The sequence below is a fragment of the Glaciimonas sp. OK215 genome, from assembly GCF_057787885.1.
Genome location: NZ_CM173544.1, coordinates 4,214,455 through 4,232,452, shown reverse-complemented (window position 1 = coordinate 4,232,452; position 17,998 = coordinate 4,214,455). Strand labels below are relative to the sequence as shown.

17 protein-coding genes are annotated in these 17,998 nt (G+C 53.1%); 15 read left to right on the top strand and 2 right to left on the bottom strand.

What is annotated here, in order from left to right:
• Nucleotides 1-20: 20 nt before the first annotated feature.
• Genes pyk through gpmA form a run of 3 tightly spaced genes read left to right on the top strand, consistent with a single transcriptional unit; the run spans nucleotide 21 to nucleotide 3,566 of the window.
• Nucleotides 21-1,454 (top strand): pyruvate kinase, encoded by a 1,434-nt coding sequence (gene pyk, locus AC3CHX_RS19505; protein WP_488629676.1) that lies wholly within the window; start codon nucleotides 21-23, stop codon nucleotides 1,452-1,454.
• A gap of 54 nt (nucleotides 1,455-1,508) precedes the next feature.
• Complete coding sequence (gene eno, locus AC3CHX_RS19500) at nucleotides 1,509-2,789, top strand: phosphopyruvate hydratase (protein WP_488629675.1); 1,281 nt, start codon at nucleotides 1,509-1,511, stop codon at nucleotides 2,787-2,789.
• A gap of 36 nt (nucleotides 2,790-2,825) precedes the next feature.
• Nucleotides 2,826-3,566 carry a 2,3-diphosphoglycerate-dependent phosphoglycerate mutase gene (gene gpmA / locus AC3CHX_RS19495; protein ID WP_488629674.1) on the top strand — a complete coding sequence of 247 codons (741 nt, stop codon included), beginning with the start codon at nucleotides 2,826-2,828 and terminating at the stop codon, nucleotides 3,564-3,566.
• Between the two features lie 592 nt (nucleotides 3,567-4,158).
• Here gpmA and AC3CHX_RS19490 read toward each other — a convergent pair.
• Nucleotides 4,159-4,662, bottom strand: a complete 504-nt coding sequence (locus AC3CHX_RS19490; RefSeq protein ID WP_488629673.1) for an Lrp/AsnC family transcriptional regulator — start codon at nucleotides 4,660-4,662, stop codon at nucleotides 4,159-4,161.
• 101 nt (nucleotides 4,663-4,763) lie between these two features.
• On the opposite strand from AC3CHX_RS19490, the gene AC3CHX_RS19485 reads away from it, so the two are divergent.
• The 8 genes from AC3CHX_RS19485 to AC3CHX_RS19450 all read left to right on the top strand — a co-directional run bounded on the left by AC3CHX_RS19485 (nucleotide 4,764) and on the right by AC3CHX_RS19450 (nucleotide 12,281).
• Entirely contained in the window at nucleotides 4,764-5,798 is a 1,035-nt protein-coding gene (locus AC3CHX_RS19485) for a 4-hydroxyphenylpyruvate dioxygenase family protein (RefSeq protein ID WP_488629672.1), read from the top strand.
• Nucleotides 5,799-5,825: 27 nt separating this feature from the next.
• Nucleotides 5,826-6,245 carry a RidA family protein gene (locus tag AC3CHX_RS19480; RefSeq protein WP_488629671.1) on the top strand — a complete coding sequence of 140 codons (420 nt, stop codon included), beginning with the start codon at nucleotides 5,826-5,828 and terminating at the stop codon, nucleotides 6,243-6,245.
• A 13-nt stretch (nucleotides 6,246-6,258) separates the two neighbouring features.
• The gene (locus tag AC3CHX_RS19475; protein WP_488629670.1) at nucleotides 6,259-7,218 is read left to right on the top strand and encodes an MBL fold metallo-hydrolase; all 960 of its coding nucleotides are present in this window, start codon (nucleotides 6,259-6,261) and stop codon (nucleotides 7,216-7,218) included.
• Nucleotides 7,219-7,333: 115 nt separating this feature from the next.
• Entirely contained in the window at nucleotides 7,334-7,744 is a 411-nt protein-coding gene (locus AC3CHX_RS19470) for a YybH family protein (RefSeq protein ID WP_488629669.1), read from the top strand.
• Between the two features lie 85 nt (nucleotides 7,745-7,829).
• The gene (locus AC3CHX_RS19465) at nucleotides 7,830-8,975 is read left to right on the top strand and encodes a branched-chain amino acid ABC transporter substrate-binding protein (protein ID WP_488629668.1); all 1,146 of its coding nucleotides are present in this window, start codon (nucleotides 7,830-7,832) and stop codon (nucleotides 8,973-8,975) included.
• Nucleotides 8,976-9,123: 148 nt separating this feature from the next.
• Complete coding sequence (locus AC3CHX_RS19460; RefSeq protein WP_488629667.1) at nucleotides 9,124-10,497, top strand: amidase family protein; 1,374 nt, start codon at nucleotides 9,124-9,126, stop codon at nucleotides 10,495-10,497.
• 72 nt (nucleotides 10,498-10,569) lie between these two features.
• A complete protein-coding gene (locus AC3CHX_RS19455) occupies nucleotides 10,570-11,043 on the top strand; it encodes an Rrf2 family transcriptional regulator (protein WP_488629666.1) in 474 nt (157 codons plus the stop codon).
• A gap of 32 nt (nucleotides 11,044-11,075) precedes the next feature.
• Entirely contained in the window at nucleotides 11,076-12,281 is a 1,206-nt protein-coding gene (locus AC3CHX_RS19450) for an amino acid aminotransferase (protein ID WP_488629665.1), read from the top strand.
• A gap of 76 nt (nucleotides 12,282-12,357) precedes the next feature.
• On the opposite strand, the gene AC3CHX_RS19445 is transcribed toward AC3CHX_RS19450, so the two are convergent.
• The gene (locus AC3CHX_RS19445; protein WP_488629664.1) at nucleotides 12,358-12,762 is read right to left on the bottom strand and encodes a hypothetical protein; all 405 of its coding nucleotides are present in this window, start codon (nucleotides 12,760-12,762) and stop codon (nucleotides 12,358-12,360) included.
• Between the two features lie 498 nt (nucleotides 12,763-13,260).
• Here AC3CHX_RS19445 and AC3CHX_RS19440 point away from each other — a divergent pair, with 498 nt between their 5' ends.
• From AC3CHX_RS19440 to AC3CHX_RS19425, 4 genes are all read left to right on the top strand, one after another.
• Nucleotides 13,261-14,841 carry an isocitrate lyase gene (locus AC3CHX_RS19440; RefSeq protein WP_488629663.1) on the top strand — a complete coding sequence of 527 codons (1,581 nt, stop codon included), beginning with the start codon at nucleotides 13,261-13,263 and terminating at the stop codon, nucleotides 14,839-14,841.
• 735 nt (nucleotides 14,842-15,576) lie between these two features.
• Nucleotides 15,577-16,473: a DUF262 domain-containing protein gene (locus tag AC3CHX_RS19435; RefSeq protein ID WP_488629662.1), complete on the top strand. Its 897-nt coding sequence runs from the start codon at nucleotides 15,577-15,579 to the stop codon at nucleotides 16,471-16,473.
• Nucleotides 16,409-17,206: a hypothetical protein gene (locus AC3CHX_RS19430; protein ID WP_488629661.1), complete on the top strand. Its 798-nt coding sequence runs from the start codon at nucleotides 16,409-16,411 to the stop codon at nucleotides 17,204-17,206. The genes AC3CHX_RS19435 and AC3CHX_RS19430 overlap by 65 nt, the downstream gene beginning before the upstream one ends.
• A gap of 1 nt (nucleotide 17,207) precedes the next feature.
• A complete protein-coding gene (locus AC3CHX_RS19425) occupies nucleotides 17,208-17,837 on the top strand; it encodes a hypothetical protein (protein ID WP_488629660.1) in 630 nt (209 codons plus the stop codon).
• Nucleotides 17,838-17,998: the final 161 nt, after the last annotated feature.

The following is a 17,998-nucleotide window of genomic DNA, read 5'->3' as shown; positions in this document are numbered from 1 at the left end:
TCGCGTCGGTGTCACCCATCATGCATAGAGCCACCAAAATAGTTTCCACCGTCGGACCTGCTTCAAGCGACCTGACCACACTTACCCGCATGATTGCGGCCGGGGTGGATGTGGTACGCCTGAATTTCTCGCACGGCAAGGCGCAGGACCACATCGATCGCGCCAACCTGGTACGTCAGGCGGCAGCCGCCTGCGGGCGGGAAGTTGCCATCATGGCCGATTTGCAAGGGCCTAAAATCCGGGTCGGCAAGTTCGAGAACGGCCAGATTGAATTGCAAGATGGCGCTCGATTCATCCTCGATGCCGCCTGCGAACTGGGTAATCAGGAGCGTGCCGGCCTCGACTATAAAGAACTGCCGCGCGACCTGAAGCCAGATGATGTCCTGCTACTCAACGATGGCCTGATCGTGCTGGTGGTCGACAAGGTGATCGGCAGCGCGATCCACACCACGGTGCAAGTCGGCGGCGTGCTTTCCAACAACAAGGGCATCAACCGCCAAGGCGGCGGCCTGTCGGCGCCCGCACTGACGGCCAAGGATATGGAAGACATCAAGACGGCGATGAGTTTCCAGGCCGATTATGTTGCAGTGTCGTTCCCGAAAAATGCAACCGACATGGAAATGGCGCGGCAACTGGCCAACATCGCCGGCGAGGCGTATCGCCACAAGCCACTGATGATCGCCAAGATCGAGCGCGCCGAGGCGATCCCGGTATTGCAGGAAATCATCGATGCTTCCGACGGCATCATGGTGGCCCGTGGCGACCTGGCGGTGGAAGTCGGCAACGCCGCGGTACCCGGGCTGCAGAAGCGCATGATAAAAATGGCGCGCGCATCCAACAAGCTGACGATTACAGCGACGCAAATGATGGAGTCGATGATCGTCAATGCCATCCCGACGCGGGCCGAAGTGTCGGACGTCGCCAATGCGGTCCTGGATGGCACCGATGCGGTGATGACGTCGGCAGAAACCGCGTCGGGAAAATATCCGATTGAAACCGTCACCGCAATGGCTGCCATTTGCCTCGAAGCGGAAAAATCGGATGTCTGCAAGCTCGATGCCGATTTCCTGAATCTCACCTTCACCCGTATCGATCAATCGATTGCGTATGGCGCGTTGTTTACGGCCTACCATCTGCGGGTCAAGGCGATTGCGGCATTGACCGAATCCGGCTCGACCGCGCTCTGGATGAGCCGCAACAACATCGACATCCCGATTTTTGCCATTACGTCAAGTCTTGCCACGCAACGCAAGGTCGCCTTGTACCGCAATGTGCGCACGCTGGGGGTGGTGCCATCGCATGACAGCGAAGAGGTGTTGAAGGCGACTGAAGCATTGCTGCTGGCAAAAGGGATCGTCCAGAACGGCGACCTGATCGTGGTCACCTGGGGCGATCCGATGGGGCAAGTCGGCGGCACCAATGCATTGAAGATCATGCGCATCAACGAGCGCTGATCCGTGCGCATGATCACTATTTCTCTTTTAACCGACTAACAGGAAATTATATTTATGAGTGCCATCGTTGACGTCATCGGCCGCGAAATCATTGATTCGCGCGGCAATCCAACTGTCGAATGCGACGTCCTGCTGGAATCCGGCGTGATGGGCCGCGCATCGGTACCATCCGGTGCCTCGACTGGCTCGCGTGAGGCAATCGAATTGCGCGACGGCGATAAAAACCGTTACGGCGGCAAGGGCGTGTTGACTGCTTGCGAGCATATCAATACCGAAATTTCCGAAGCGATCATGGGCCTGGATGCCAACGAACAAGCGTTCCTGGACCGCACTCTGATCGATCTCGACGGCACTGAAAACAAGGGGCGTCTAGGCGCGAATGCCATGCTGGCAGTCTCGATGGCGGTCGCTAAAGCGGCTGCTGAAGAAGCCGGCTTGCCACTCTACCGTTATTTCGGCGGCAGCGGCGCGATGCAGATGCCGGTGCCGATGATGAACGTCATCAACGGCGGTGCGCACGCTGACAACAACCTCGATATTCAAGAGTTCATGATTATCCCGATCGGCGCGCCCAGCTTCCGCGAAGCGATTCGCTACGGTGCTGAAGTATTCCACGCACTGAAGAAAATCCTGCACGATAAAGGCTTGGCCACGTCGGTTGGCGATGAAGGTGGCTTTGCACCATCGGTTTCCAGCCACGAAGAAGCGATCAAGCTGATCATCCAGGCGATTGAAGCCGCAGGTTACGAGCCAGGTACGCAAATCGCGTTGGGTCTGGATTGCGCTGCGAGCGAATTCTACAAAGATGGTAACTACGTCCTGGCCGGCGAAAACATGACGTTGACCGGTGCCCAGTTCACTGGCTTGCTGGCATCGTGGTGCGACAAATATCCTATCATCAGCATCGAAGACGGCATGGCCGAAAACGATTGGGATGGCTGGAAGCTGCTGACCGAAACACTCGGCAAGAAAATTCAGCTGGTCGGTGATGACCTGTTCGTCACCAATACCAAGATCCTGCGTGAAGGCATCCAGAAAGGCATCGCCAACTCGATCCTGATCAAGATCAACCAGATCGGTACGCTGACGGAAACCTTTGCAGCGATTGAAATGGCAAAACGCGCCGGCTACACTGCCGTGATTTCGCATCGTTCGGGCGAAACCGAAGATTCGACCATTGCCGATATCGCGGTCGGTACCAATGCCTTGCAGATCAAGACCGGCTCGATGTCGCGCTCGGACCGCATGGCGAAATACAACCAGTTGCTGCGCATTGAGGAAGATCTGGGGGACATCGCCAGCTATCCGGGCCGTGATGCATTTCAACAGATGTAATTAACTCCATACAACGACTCACTATCATTATAAAAAATGTATAAAATTGTACTGATGCGCCACGGCGAATCCACGTGGAATCTGCAAAACCGTTTCACCGGTTGGACTGATGTTGAACTCACCGAGAAAGGCGTTGCGGAGGCGCGCCAAGCTGGTCGCCTTTTGAAGGAGGCTGGCTTTACATTCGACATCGGCTACACATCGGTCTTGAAGCGCGCGATCCTGACATTGCAGCTCGCGTTGCATGAAATGGACCAGGTGGGGCTGCCGGTGACACACGACTGGCGAATGAACGAGCGCCACTACGGCGCACTACAGGGGCTGGATAAGGCCGAGACTGCCTACAAATACGGCGAGGAGCAAGTGCTGATCTGGCGCAGGAGTTACGATACTTCGCCGCCACCTCTGGAGGTCCAAGACGTGCGGACCTCATATGACGACCCACGCTATTCCTCGCTGACGCGGGACCAGATACCACTGACCGAATGTCTGAAGGATACGGTTGCGCGCGTAATGCCTGCTTGGGAACAGGAGATTGCGCCAGCGATCCGCTCCGGAAAGCGCATCCTAATTTCGGCACACGGAAATAGCCTGCGCGCGCTCATCAAGAGCTTGGATGGAATCAACGATACTGATATCGTAAATCTGAACATTCCCAATGGTCAGCCGCTTGTATATGAGTTAGATAAAAACCTAAAACCGATCAAGAGCTATTACCTCGGCGACCACGCGGTCATCGCTGCGGAAGAGAAGTTTGCAGTCAGCCAATATAAATAAGCGTTGTTGCACGGCTACCGTTGAAGTTCAGTAAAATATGATCGATTCTGACAATCCTTATCGAGCTATGCCCAACAAGTACAACGCCAAACTCCGTCACCACATACGGATGATGAAGTACAAGGTGAGTAAACTGTGCTGCGTATGATGCTGAGCCTAAGGGGCGAGGCAGCCTGACCTGGGCTGCCGGAAATCGCTGACCCACCCGCATGCTTCGAGAACAACGACCCAATGCGGGATTGCAGAGGTTCGATATGGGTCAGTCAAAAGCAGCACCGTCGGTCAAATTCGAGCTAGCGGCAACGGTAGCCATCGGATTTGCAGGAGCGGTTTTATTAGCGAACCGTCAAGCGCCTAATTCCCCAATTTCATTCGAAATATGCTTAAAAAGCAGGGTTTCCAGAAAATCTCATCTTTCGTGGCGGAACCGCAGAAAATCTCAACTTCTCTGTCAAATCGCCTCATCTTCTTTGGCAAAACTGCCGCTAAGTCATTGATTCCGGCAATTTCCAGTTTCGCCTTTCGTGTCACTCTACGCGAGCGTAAAGTGACACGAAAGGTGCGTTTTTTGCCTCGATAGATGAGATTGGTTTTAAGCCGAGGTGGGGGGATTCATTGGATCTGCTTTGCAGATCAGATCACTGAGGCGCCCGTGTGGCATGACTGGCGTCGATAGGACAAGTGACGTCGTTATAGTTCCGTATCTACCCAGCTTGTCGATAATGACCTCGAGTTCGTCAGGTGATCTGGCAAGCACCTGCAGCACGTAACTATCCGAGCCAGTCACGCGATTGACCTCGATCACGTTCGCGGTTTCTTTAAAAATCTTCACTAATTTGGTTCCTTGCTCAGCATTCGCACCGATGCGAACAATCGCTTTGATGGGAAAACCAAGCTTCTTCCAATTTACCTCTGCCGTGAATCCTTCAATGTACCCACGTTCGCGTAGTTTTCGAATACGCTCGGCGCATGCAGGTCCGGTTAAGTTTACTTCAGCCGCCAATGTTTTGAACGGAACGCGAGCATCTTGCATCAGCAAAGCCAGAAGCCGGAGGTCGGTTTCATCGGTTAAGTTTTTATCGACATTGGCTAACATAATTAAAGTAATTTTGTGATTGAGCTAACTATATTAAAGCATTCTCCTTATTTTATGGTGAGAAAATATAGTCCTTCCTAGACACCATATCGGAGATTAGATTGGAAAAAGTTCAAACCGCCGGATTTGCATTTGTGGAATTCGTTTCATCTGCGCCATCTGAATTGACAGCTTTGTTTGGGCGTCTTGGCTTTTCACCATACGGACAATCAACTGACGGCGCACTCCTCATGATGCAAGGAGAGGCGGCGTTTGTGGTCAACGGGCGGCCAAACCATTTTCAACAAAAACATGGCGCGTCAGTGAGAGCCATCGGTATTCGTGTAGATAATGCCGCGCAAGCCGTGCAGCAAGCACTTGAGGGGGGCGCTACTCTCGCTGATCCGTCGCGTGAGGGCGACTTTGTCGTGAATGCCCCAGCCATTCTTGGTATCGGCGATAGCCTTGTTTACTTTATCGATTTCGATCCTCGTACGGCGTTCGACGCAGCGCCTTCAGCGGGAACGGTTGTCCAAGCTACTAACGCAAGCGTCGTTGCCATTGATCACACGTCGAATATCGTTCATCCATCGAACCTGGACAAGTGGGCCGATTTTTACAAGAACTCTTTTGGCTTCACCGAAAAACAATATCTTGAGGTGAAGGGCAAAGTATCCGGCATGCGAGCGCGTTCAATGGTCAGCCCTAATGAAAAGGTATCGATACCAATCGCTGCAGCAGCTTACGACAGTGAGGGGGTACTCAATCAAAACGACGAATTTATCCGCGATTACGGTGGCGAGGGCATTCAGCATATCGCCCTGCTCACCTCCGACATCGAGGCGACGATTGCGTTTTTGAGCGGCAACAACATTGCATTCATGGAGCCGCCTTCGGCCCACTATTACAACGGACTCGCTGCGCGTTTGCCTGGTCATCAGCTCGACGTACAGCGGCTCGCGCAGCAAGGCATTCTCGTTGACGGGAAAGATGCTGAGCGCATGTTGCTGCAGCGCTTTACACGCAGGCAGATCGGGCCGATTTTTTTCGAACTGATTGAACGCCGTGGCGAAGATGGATTCGGGCAGGGAAATTTCAAGGCTCTGTTTGAATCGCAGGAGCACGATCAACAACAACGCGGATCTCTCACTATTTAGTTTTCTTTTACCAATCTACTGGAGAACATGATGCACCAGAACAAAACGACAATCGCGCTTTCAAATCCTCATCCGGTTTTCGGCAGCACGGAAGTGTTCCAGAAATTTAATTACGCACCGGCAGTAGCTGCCGGTGGGCTGTTGTTTGTTGCAGGTCAAGTCGGCATTCGCTCAGATGGCGTAGTACCCGAAAGTGTTGAGGAACAAATAGACCTCGCATTCAAAAGACTCGAAGCGATTTTGGGCGAAGCGGGGCTGGGCTGCGATGACATCGTCGAGCTTGTTAGCTATCACGTCGACGTGAACACGCAATTAACGGCATTTCTGGAAATCAAAGATAAGTACATCCGCGAACACGCACCGGCATGGACGATTGTCGGCGTTGCGGCACTTGCCCGCCCAACACTTCTTATTGAAATCAAGGCTGTTGCGGCCCTGAAAAAGTGATCGGAATCAATCTATGAGCAAAGTATTCGCATCCCAGGCAGACCTGGAAGAAAAGAAGGTGACATTCACCCAGCTTTCCGAAAATACCTATGCCTACACTGCGGAAGGGGATCCAAATTCAGGCGTCGTAATCGGCGACGACGGCGTATTGATCGTCGACGCGACTGCCACTCCGGCAATGGCGCAAGATCTCATCGCAAAGATTCGCTCGGTGACGGATAAGCCAATTAAGTATGTGGTGCTGTCGCACTACCATGCGGTACGCGTTCTTGGCGCCTCGGCCTATCTTACCGAGGGTGCCCAGCAGATCATCGCCAGTCGCGGCACTTACGAGATGATCGTTGAACGTGGCGAACAGGACATGCAGTCCGAAATCGCGCGCTTTCCGCGACTTTTCGCGGGTGTGGAGAGTGTTCCAGGATTGACTTGGCCAACGCTCGTTTTCGAACGGGAAATGACGTTGTGGATGGGCAAACTCGAAGTGCGGATCGCGCACATAGGTTCGGGACATACGAAGGGCGATACGGTTGTCTGGCTACCATCGCAAAAGGTCTTGTTTTCCGGCGACCTGGTTGAGTATGACGCAGCCTGCTACTGCGGTGATGCACAACTTGAACAGTGGCCTGTGACGCTTGAAGCACTGCGCGACTTCGGCGCCGAAAAACTCGTGCCGGGTCGAGGACCTGCACTGCTTTCAGCCTCAGATGTGAACAAGGGCATCGACTACACCAAAGATTTCGTTACAACCCTGCTGCAGAGTGGTCGCGATGCCGTTGAACTGAAACTTGATCTAAAAGGAGCAATGGCGCATACACGCAAATTGATGGATCCGAAGTTCGGTCATGTTTTCATCTATGAGCATTGCTTGCCGTTCGATGTTTCACGTGCCTTCGACGAAGCGAGCGGCATTGCGCATCCACGCATTTGGACCGCACAACGCGACAAGGAAATGTGGGCAGCATTGCAAGACTGAAAGGTGGCAAGCCGGGATCAAACTTTGTGCACTGCCGGGCACAAGGCTTTAGTCCGACCATCCCTCCAGGGCGTCATTCTTCACTGCCAAGATTTCAACCGGAGCAAAAATGATCATGTCAAATTTCGAACCTGTCGTGACAGCTATAACTGAACGCTACCGTCAGTGGATGCAAGCCATCCGTGAGCGGGATCTCGAGACCATCATTTCAATCTATGCAGATCATGCTACCTACATGCCTCCCGGTAGGGCAAAAGCCAGTGGCCAGGAGGTTTTGCGTAGCGTTTGGAACACGTATCTCCAGCGCAAGGATTTTGTCGCTGAGTACACCCCTGATATCCATGTTTCGCAGTCCGGCGATATGGCGTACGACATCGGCCACTACAAGATCAGCATGACGAAAGATGAGGGGCCCATTACCTTGTCAGGAAAATATGTGGTGGTGTGGGAATTGATCGACGGAACATGGAAGGCAGTGGTGGATATCGACAACGACAATGGGCCTACAGAGTCAATTGCGGCCTGATGCAGCAATAAAGCTTACGTAATTATGATCACCTGATCACGGTGTTCCAGTAGCTATGCACTTTTATAATTATTAGGAGACGTTCATGCAGTTCAAGACAAAAATGATTCCACTGGCTGGCGCAATTGCTTTGGCTGTGGCAGGTATGGCCTCAGCCGAGGAACAAATCGTCAGGATCGCCCACGTTGGTCCGATCACCGGCGCGATTGCTCACCTGGGCAAGGACAATGAAAACGGCGCCCGCATGGCGATCGATGATTTGAATGCCAAAGGCACCATGATCGGCGGCAAAAAAGTCCATTTTGAATTGGCGGCGGAAGATGATGCCGCCGATCCCAGGCAAGCAACCTCGGTTGCCCAGAAACTGGTCGATGCCCACGTCAATGGCGTCATCGGTCACATGACCTCGGGCACCTCGATCCCAGCGTCGAAGATCTATTACGAGGCCGGGATCCCGCAAATCTCGCCATCGGCAACCAACCCGAAATACACCCAACAAGGCTATAACACCGCTTTCCGCGTGGTTGCCAACGATGGCCAACTGGGTGGCACACTGGGTCGTTACGCAGTCGAAAAACTGCATGCCAGGAACATCGCCGTGATCGATGACCGTACCGCCTACGGTCAAGGGGTTGCGGAAGAGTTCACCAAAGGCGCAAAGAAAGATGGCGCCAACATCGTCGCAACACAGTTCACCACCGACAAGGCGACCGACTTCAGCGCCATTCTGACCGCGATCAAAGCCAAGAACCCGGATCTGGTGTTCTTCGGCGGTATGGATGCGGTTGCAGGCCCAATGCTGCGCCAGATGAAACAACTCGGGATCAAAGCCAGGTTCATGGGCGGCGATGGTATCTGCAACCCCGCGCTGACACAACTGGCTGGCGATGCAATCGGCGAAGGCCAAGTCGTTTGCGCCGAAGCTGGTGGGGTTTTAGAGGTTGACAAGAAGAGCGTGGAGAATTTCAAGATCGCATACAAGAAAAAATTCAACGTGGATCCATTAGAGTACGCACCGTACGTGTACGATTCCGTCAATGCGATGGTGGCCGCCATGCAGAAGGCAAACTCGGCTGATCCGGCGAAGTATCTGCCTGAACTGGCCAAGGTCCATTACAAAGGCGTGACCGGCCTGATCGCTTTTGATGCCAAAGGTGATATCAAAGACGGCGCACTGACGCTGTATACCTACAAAGGTGGCGCACGCGTTCAAATCGCTGTTGTCAAGTAATTCAACATCAGCAAACGAAAGGCGTCCGATATTCATATAACCAGCTTCCCGCACGCCGCGTAAAAGCGGTTCGGGACTGGTTATGGACGAGCAGCAGCACCATGCCGATCCGGAATTGAAAATGGCCCATCTATGAATTGGAACAGGAATGCTACACAGACAATCGTATGCCGCTTTAAGGGAAAAGTATGCAAGCGGCGAGATCTCGCCCGTAGATGTCGCGCTCTCAGCATTGAATCATGCTGAGGAGGTGAACCGGAAGTTCAATGCTTTTGCGCTCATTGATCGAGACCGTGCTTTGTTCGACGCAGAACAATCGGCGAAGCGTTGGAAAGCAGGACGGTCAAATAGCTTGTTGGATGGGATGCCCATCACTGTCAAAGAGTTTGCCTCCGTCGCAGGATGGCCAATTCGCCGCGGCTCCCTGTTGAGCTCTCCGCTTCCCGCCAGCGATAATGCGGTGTTCGTTTCGAGGCTGATTGAAGCTGGAGTCGTTTTTATTGGCAAGACACGTGCGCCAGAGTTTAACTGGAAAGGCGTCACGGATAGCCCGGGTTTTGGCATTACGTCGAATCCAGTGGATGCGCGACTGACGCCGGGCGGAAGCAGCGGAGGCTGCGCTGCCGCAGTGGCGGCAGGTGTGGTCCGCGTCTCCATTGGTAGCGACGCCGGTGGATCTGTCCGGATCCCCGCAGCATTTACCGGAACTATCGGATTGAAACCGACGTTCGGTCGTATTCCTTTAACGCCATTTCCCAGTACCTTCTTTAACGTAGTGCACACAGGTCCTATTGCTGCAAGCATGACCGATCTGTCTGAAGTGTTGAGCGTCATTGCGGGCCCTACCGGGCAGGACTGGAGCTCGGTGGGGATGGGAGCGCTGAATGCGCCAGGTTCTACGCCCCAAAAGCTGAAGATCGGCTTGTTAACCCCGGAACAATGGAATGATAGTGACGATTCGGTCAAGCAAGGCATGAGCGAAATGCTGAGCATCCTCAGGCAAGGGGGATTTTCAGTACCAGAAGTTGCATACGACGTCAAAGCGGCATCGAAGACAGGTGAGTTCTTATATCGAATGGGTTGCGTCGCCACCATCAAAAATGTACCTGAGAAAGACCGGAGCCAGATCGATCAAGGTCTTCTGCGATTCGTTGAGAAAGCGCAGCACTCAGGATTACAAGAGGTACTTAGTGCACTGCGGGCGCGCGATGAGCACTCTGTCAAGCTAGGAGCTCTCTTTGACGATGTGGACGTCCTGATGCTACCGACGATGCCCATCCCGGCATTCGAGGCTGGCAAGAACGTTCCGTCTGGCTGGAAGAGCGACGACTGGATGTCTTGGAATCCTTACACCCCGGCATTCAACCTGACTCACGCCCCTGCACTTTCCTATCCCATTTGGCCCGCAGGATTTCGGCTGCCGATTGGCGTGCAGTTTGTTGCATCAAAGGCGCGCGAAGATGTGTTGATTTCACTTGGCTCCTGGCTCGAGGAGCGAGTGCCGGTTCGTATAATGAAGTAAGCTGCTCTGAGGAGCGTCTGCTCTGTCATAGCGAGACAAGATCGTCATCCAACTTTTCTACAATAAACCCTGATGGATCATTACATCCTGTGCGACGGCGCACTGCACGATCGTTTCCTCGCCGCCACGGAAATTTTGGGCTGCCTGGTGTCACGAGCACCGCGGCCTGTCAGCATTGCGGAACTCGAAGGCGACACCTGCCGCCCCGCGGCTGCGTTACGGAAACTATGCAAGGACCTGCAGCGCGCGGCGCTGGTACAGCCGCATGAAAGCCGGCAGGATGCGTGGATGCTCGCTTGCGCGCCCGTTGCCGTCACGCTGGAAGATGTATTCCGGTGTGTTCTGGGGGAGCAATCCGCCAGCAGCAGGCCGAGCGTGCTCAAACGGGAATGCAGCCACTACGGCGCGGATCTGCTGGTGACGCAGGTGACCATGGCGATCAACCAGAACGTGTTCAAGCATTTGCGTCAGTTTTCCCTGGATCGGCTCAAGATCAACGCGATCGACAAACCGGAATGGCGAGTAGGTGCAAGAGGCGCACATTAATACGATTCATCACATTTCACAAAGGAAGCATCATGTTCGACCATGTTGACGCCTATCCCGGCGACCCAATTCTGACCCTGAACGAAAGTTTTCAGAGCGATCCCCGCCCCAATAAAATCAATCTCAGCATCGGCATCTATTTCGACGACGCGGGCAAGTTGCCCGTGATGGACGCGGTGCGCGAGGCCGAATCCGTCCTGCTGGCGAATGGCGGACCGCGCCCTTATCTGCCCATGGCAGGGGCCGCAGACTACCGCAAAGCGCTGCAGGAACTGGTATTCGGCGTTAGCTGCCTGGCGCTATTAGACAAGCGCATCGCGACGCTGCAAAGTATCGGCGGCTCCGGCGCATTGAAAGTGGGAAGCGATTTCCTCAGGCGCTACTTCCCGGATTCGCAGGTATGGATCAGCGATCCGAGTTGGGAGAACCACCGCGTGGTCTTCGAAGGCTCCGGTTTCAAAGTCAACACTTATCCATACTACGATGCACAGACCGGCGGCTTGCGCTTCGACGACATGCTGGCCGCGCTGTCGCAGCTGTCGCCACGCAGCGTGGTATTACTGCATGCCTGTTGCCACAACCCGACCGGTGTCGACCTGAGCCGGGCGCAATGGACTGCGCTCATTCCGGTGCTGCTGGAACGCGATCTGATCGCCTTTGTCGATATGGCTTATCAGGGCTTCGGCGACGGCATCGAGGAAGACGCATTTGCCGTTCGTGCGCTGACTGATGCTGGAGTGAGCTGCGTCGTCGCCAATTCCTTCTCCAAAAACTTTTCGCTGTACGGCGAGCGCTGCGGTGGCCTGAGCGTGGTGTGCGCCACCGCGGAGGAGGCTGCGCGCGTGCTCGGTCAACTGATGTGCACGGTGCGCGCCAACTACAGCAACCCGCCGACCCACGGTGCGCGCATCATCGCGAGCGTGTTGAATTCACCGCAGTTGCGCCAGTCCTGGGCCGACGAACTGGCCGGGATGCGCGAGCGTATTCAAACGATGCGAACGACGATCCATGCGGGCTTGCTGCCCAAAGTAGGGCAGCGCGACATCTCGCGTTTTCTGACCCAGCGCGGCATGTTCAGCTATACCGGCCTGAGTGCCGGGCAGGTCGATCGTTTGCGCGATCAATACGGGGTTTACCTGCTGCGCTCCGGACGCATGTGCGTTGCCGGCCTGAACGCAGACAACGTGAATGCGGTCGTTGACGCGGTTGCGCAAGTGATCGCCGCAACGCCGAACTGACATGCACCGTAATGACATCAACGCGAGTGACTTCTGTCTTGCTGCAATGGACTTGCAAAGGCATTTGTGGTTCGCCTCATCGCCTGAGTCCGATCGTCCACCGGTCATACAGGCGACGCATGGTCGCGTTGATATTGCAGGTCCTCGCATCAAGGTCCTTGAGCATCTGTTCGACCGGCTGTACCGCCGCGCTTCCATTTGCAGAGATTTCTCTTTCAACCTCGGAAGCACCTTTTGCTGCACATTTGCGCACCAACTCTGGCGTCATCTCCAGATGACATTGCATACCGAGATGCAGATCGCGGATAACGTAGGCCTGATTGGCGCAAAATTCGCTCGATAAAATCAGCTCTGCATTTTGAGGTAAGTCGAACGTTTCGCGGGCACCCGACCCGGGCACTTTAGCTCCTGCGCAAAAAGCGGTTTTCCAGCTAGTCAGATGATGGGCGAATATGCCTGTTTCGCGGCACCACGCCTGCAAGGCCTCCCCTGCGGCCCGCTGAATACAACGCCTATGGCTTACCGCTTACATCAATTGTGTCTATCGTCAGCCCAAAATTCCAGAGGCCAAAACGAGCCAAGGCGAGTCAAAATCTCAGTAATTCACAGTCAGACTTCGGTTACCGGAAATCTGTTTTAGCTTGATGACTTTTTTTTGCCGGAACTGTCATTTTTCCACGATGCGAAAAGTTAATTCCACATTGTGGGATGTGGATGCAAAGAAAATCTGAAAACTCATTCCATTTTTTTGAAAATGCATTTCACATAGCAAGATATTATATCTAAGTCATTGAAAATAAACATATTAATTTAAGTCATATGTCTTATATAAGACATGGCTGATATTAAAAAAACCGGCTATTATTCTTCCATGCAGTTTTTCTTCGGTTTCACCACCCTGTTTTTCGTACGCGAGTAAACAGATGTGCCGACACTCAAAACGTTTTTTCAATCTAGCTTTATTATTTAGGATATACACATGTCACAGTATCAAGACGACATCAAAGCCATTGCCGGCCTGAAAGACAAAGAAGGTAGTGCCTGGAACGCGATTAATCCTGAGTCCGCTGCACGTATGCGCGCCCAGAACAGATTCAAAACCGGTCTGGATATCGCCAGGTACACAGCCAAGATCATGCGCGATGACATGGCGAACTACGACGCCGACTCGTCCAGGTACACCCAGTCTTTGGGTTGCTGGCACGGTTTTATCGGTCAACAGAAGATGATTTCTATCAAGAAGCACTTCAATAGCACCGACCGTCGCTATCTGTACCTGTCCGGCTGGATGATTGCTGCGCTGCGCTCTGAGTTCGGCCCGTTGCCCGACCAGTCTATGCACGAGAAGACTGCTGTTGCCGACCTGATCAGAGAGCTTTACACTTTCTTGCGTCAAGCTGATGCACGCGAGTTGGGCGGCTTGTTCCGCCAATTAGACGGTGCAGAAGGCGCTGCCAAGCAAGCGATCCAGGACAAAATTGACAACCACATCACCCACGTAGTGCCAATCATTGCTGATATCGATGCCGGTTTCGGGAATGCTGAAGCGACCTACCTGATGGCTAAGCAGATGATTGAAGCGGGTGCATGCTGTATCCAGATCGAAAACCAGGTTTCTGATGAAAAGCAGTGCGGCCATCAAGACGGTAAAGTAACTGTTCCTCACGAAGACTTCCTCGCGAAGATCCGTGCTGTACGTTACGCGTTCCTTGAGCTGGGTATAGACGACGGTGTAATCGTTGCGCGTACCGACTCATTGGGTGCAGGCTTGACTAAGCAAATCGCGGTAACGCGTGAGCCAGGCGATTTGGGCGATCAATACAACTCCTTCCTGGACGTTGAAGAAGTTTCTACTGACTCCATGAGCAACGGTGATGTTGTCATCAAGCGCGACGGCAAGCTTCTTCGTCCTAAGCGTTTGCCCAGCAACTTGTTCCAGTTCCGCGCTGGTACTGGTGAAGAGCGCTGCGTATTGGATTGCATTACATCTCTGCAAAACGGTGCAGATTTACTTTGGATCGAAACCGAGAAGCCACACATTGCTCAGATCGGCGGTATGGTCAATGCGATTCGTAAAGTCATTCCAAATGCCAAGCTGGTTTACAACAACAGTCCGTCATTCAACTGGACACTGAACTTCCGTCAGCAAATTTTCGACACTATGAAAAGCGAAGGCAAAGACGTTTCTGCCTACGATCGCGCTGCACTGATGAGTGTTGAATACGACGCAACTGAATTGGCGATTGCCGCAGATGAAAAAATCCGCACTTTCCAAGCTGATTCAGCGCGTGAAGCCGGTATTTTCCATCACCTGATTACTCTGCCGACTTATCACACTGCTGCATTGTCTACTGACAACCTGGCAAAAGAGTACTTCGGTGACCAGGGTATGCTGGGTTATGTTGCTGGCGTTCAGCGCAAGGAAATCCGTCAGGGTATCGCTTGTGTTAAGCATCAGAACATGGCCGGTTCGGACATCGGCGATGATCACAAAGATTACTTCAGTGGCGAAGCTGCTCTGAAAGCATCAGGTAAAGACAACACGATGAACCAGTTCTAACAACTGAGTCTGGTGTGAAAAAAGCTCGCTACGGCGAGCTTTTTTGTGCGCATGGGCGCACGATTGAGGGCCCCATGTGCTCACACCTTTGCCACGACTGCATCCCGATACGGCAACTCTCCGACGAGGCCACCGTCGGAATTTTGAACTTCCTTCAGGTGTTCATGCAGGTACATACTTGGTGGCCCGGGGCGGAATCGAACCACCGACACAAGGATTTTCAAGACGAGTGTCTAGCTTGGCGGTGGTGCTGACGTTTCGGCGATCGCGGATCGCCTAGGGCTCACAGGGTCGGCATGGTTTGTTGCAGATAGATTCCAGGGGAAACCTGGGAGCCGCGTTTGTCTGCCGATCGACCGGCACATACGGGCTTTCGTCATCGACTGTTTCAGACAAAGAAGCAGCCAAATTTCCACAATGGACCGGCCAAAGACCGGCCGGTTTCCATGCATCAAAACCGGTGCTTCAGGGTCTTTTGCTTACGCGATTTTTTCATTGGGTCCCCATCAACACGGATGGTCCAGCGAAAAGACCAGCAAGCGACAATCGCAAACTTGAGACCTCGTTTATTCTCCAATCGGGAGCAGTCCCTGACACGAATTCCGGCGTGGTCTAATTGATAAATTGATCGATTTTTCCTGCCCTGCTGCAGTGATAATAAGCTACGATGCCTTGAATAAATTGACTTGTAGTCCTATTTCTTCAACTAATATTTCAATACCCACAAAGGACTCGATGAGCTATCGATCAGAATCTATCGCACTAGCGGTAAGCCGGATGAACCGACAGTATTTTCTTCCGGCGATTCAGCGGGAATTTGTTTGGAAGCCTGAGCAGATCGTCGAGTTGTTCGATTCTATTCTGCGAGGATATCCGATTAGTTCGTTTTTGTTCTGGGAGCTGAAACCTGAAAATCGCGACAAGTGGCAAGTCTATAAATTCTTGGAGAAAGCACGACACGGCGGCACGCACAACGAACTCGCCTGCACGGACGGGGTTGCTAATTTATCGATGGTACTTGACGGACAACAGCGTCTGACTTCCCTAATGATCGGGCTTAAGGGAACGTACACGATGAAGAAAAAGTACGGGCGCTGGGATAGTGCTGATACATGGAGCGCGCAGCGTCTGCACATCGACCTTTTGGCTGATCCCCGCCTCGACAATGAAGGCGCTGAAACCAACATCTACTACAAGTTCGCGTTCATGGAGGCAACCCCTCCGTCGGATTCGGAGCACTATTGGTTCCGCGTGGGACAAATCATGGATTTCGATCAACGCCAAACGCTTGACGACTTCTTGGAAAAAAAAGATGAAGAGTTGGACGCTCGTGGTTTATCGAAAAGCGAACGGCGAATTTTTGAGCGGAATTTGGGGCGTCTGTACCACGCCATCCATGTTGATGAGGTCATTGCTTACTATACGGAGACTGACCAAGACTATGACAGGGTGCTGGACATTTTCGTTCGAGCAAATGAGGGCGGGACGTCGCATCGATTTACTTGCCATCGACAAGAACGCCAATTTAGTGGTTATCGAACTGAAACGTACCGAGGACGGCGGGCATATGGAGCTACAAGCGATTCGTTATGCGGCTATGGTGTCTACGCTGACGTTCGATGCCGCAGTTGACGTATATCAGAGGTATTTACGTGCGATCGATAGCAACGATGACGCTCGTAGTCGTCTCCTTGAATTTTTGGAGTGGGAAAATGCGATCGAGGAGCAATTTGCGCAAGATGTGCGCATCGTTCTCGCGGGAGCGGAGTTCTCCAAGGAGATCACAACAGCAGTTCTGTGGCTAAATGATCGCGATCTGGACATAAGGTGCGTGCGCCTACGTCCGTATAAGGACGGCAACCGGCTACTGATTGATGTGCAGCAGGTGGTGCCACTACCAGAGGCCATGGACTATACGATAAAAATTCGTGAAAAAAAGGTTGTCGAGCGAGCGGCCCGAACTCAAGACCGGGACATGACTCGCTACGACATTACTGTTGGGCCTAATATCTTTAATAGCCTTCCAAAGCGAAGGGCGATTTACCAAGTGATTCGAAGTCTGTGTGACGGAAAAGTTGATCCCGAACAGATACGCAGCACCATTACCTGGAGAGGGAATGCACTTTGGTCTGTCGATGGAGAGCTCGACGCAAAGTCTTTCGAAGATGCATTTGCAAAGCATCTTATTGCGCTCGGCAAGAAGCCTGATACTTACCGCTATTTCATCGCAGACGACGAATTGATACGCGCAAACGGCAAAACGTATGCTGTCTCAAAGATGTGGGGACTGCGTACGAGCGAAGCGATTGAGGCACTGATTCAAGCCTTCCCCGGACACGATATTTCATTCAACGAATCCCAGTGACATGCCGATCACCGTCATGCAGAACCCCGGGCAGAGCAGCATCATGGAAAAACTGAAGTCATTCGTCGAGCTTACTGAGCCAGACACTCGTCAACACTCCTTTGCGTTGCGCGACCCCGTGTCCGACAAAATACGGCCGCTGCGAGCCGAAGACATCTACGAAAGCGCGGAGGGAATCTCCCTACACGCTGGCGTCCCGGAAGAGATACGGAGTCACTTTGCGACTGCCCAGAACTTACTTGCCTATTCGTGGTTCTATTACCCATTCAATGTTACCGCCGAACTTCAAGGCTACGTCTCCGTTGAGTTCGCACTAAAGCTGAAGTATCCGGACCACCCCCGCGCTTCGTTCAAGAAGTTGTTCGCCAAAGCGATCTCTGAGGGTCTGGTGAAGTCAGAGGGTTTTACGTACGGCCGAAACCCGGCGAGGGAACGTTATCCTCCTGAGATCAAGATTTCCACAGAAATCCCACCAACCCGCAACTATGTTGAAGACGTGGCCGAAGCCATGCGGTTACTACGAAACTCACTAGCACACGGAACCGCGACGCTCCACATGAAGGGAGGTACGGTGCTACTTGTTTGCGCTGAGATCATAAACCAGCTGTTTTCGCCTCCAAGTGGCGGCTAACTGTTGCCGCCAACACTGTCGGGCAAATGAAGAAGCAATGGCAAGGGCCGATGTCGGCCCGAAGCTGTTGATCGTAAAAATCATGCGAAGTCCGCTATTTAGCGCAGTGCGGTCATCGCAGATAATTCATGCGTGGCACGAGCCATCATGTAACTGTTGAG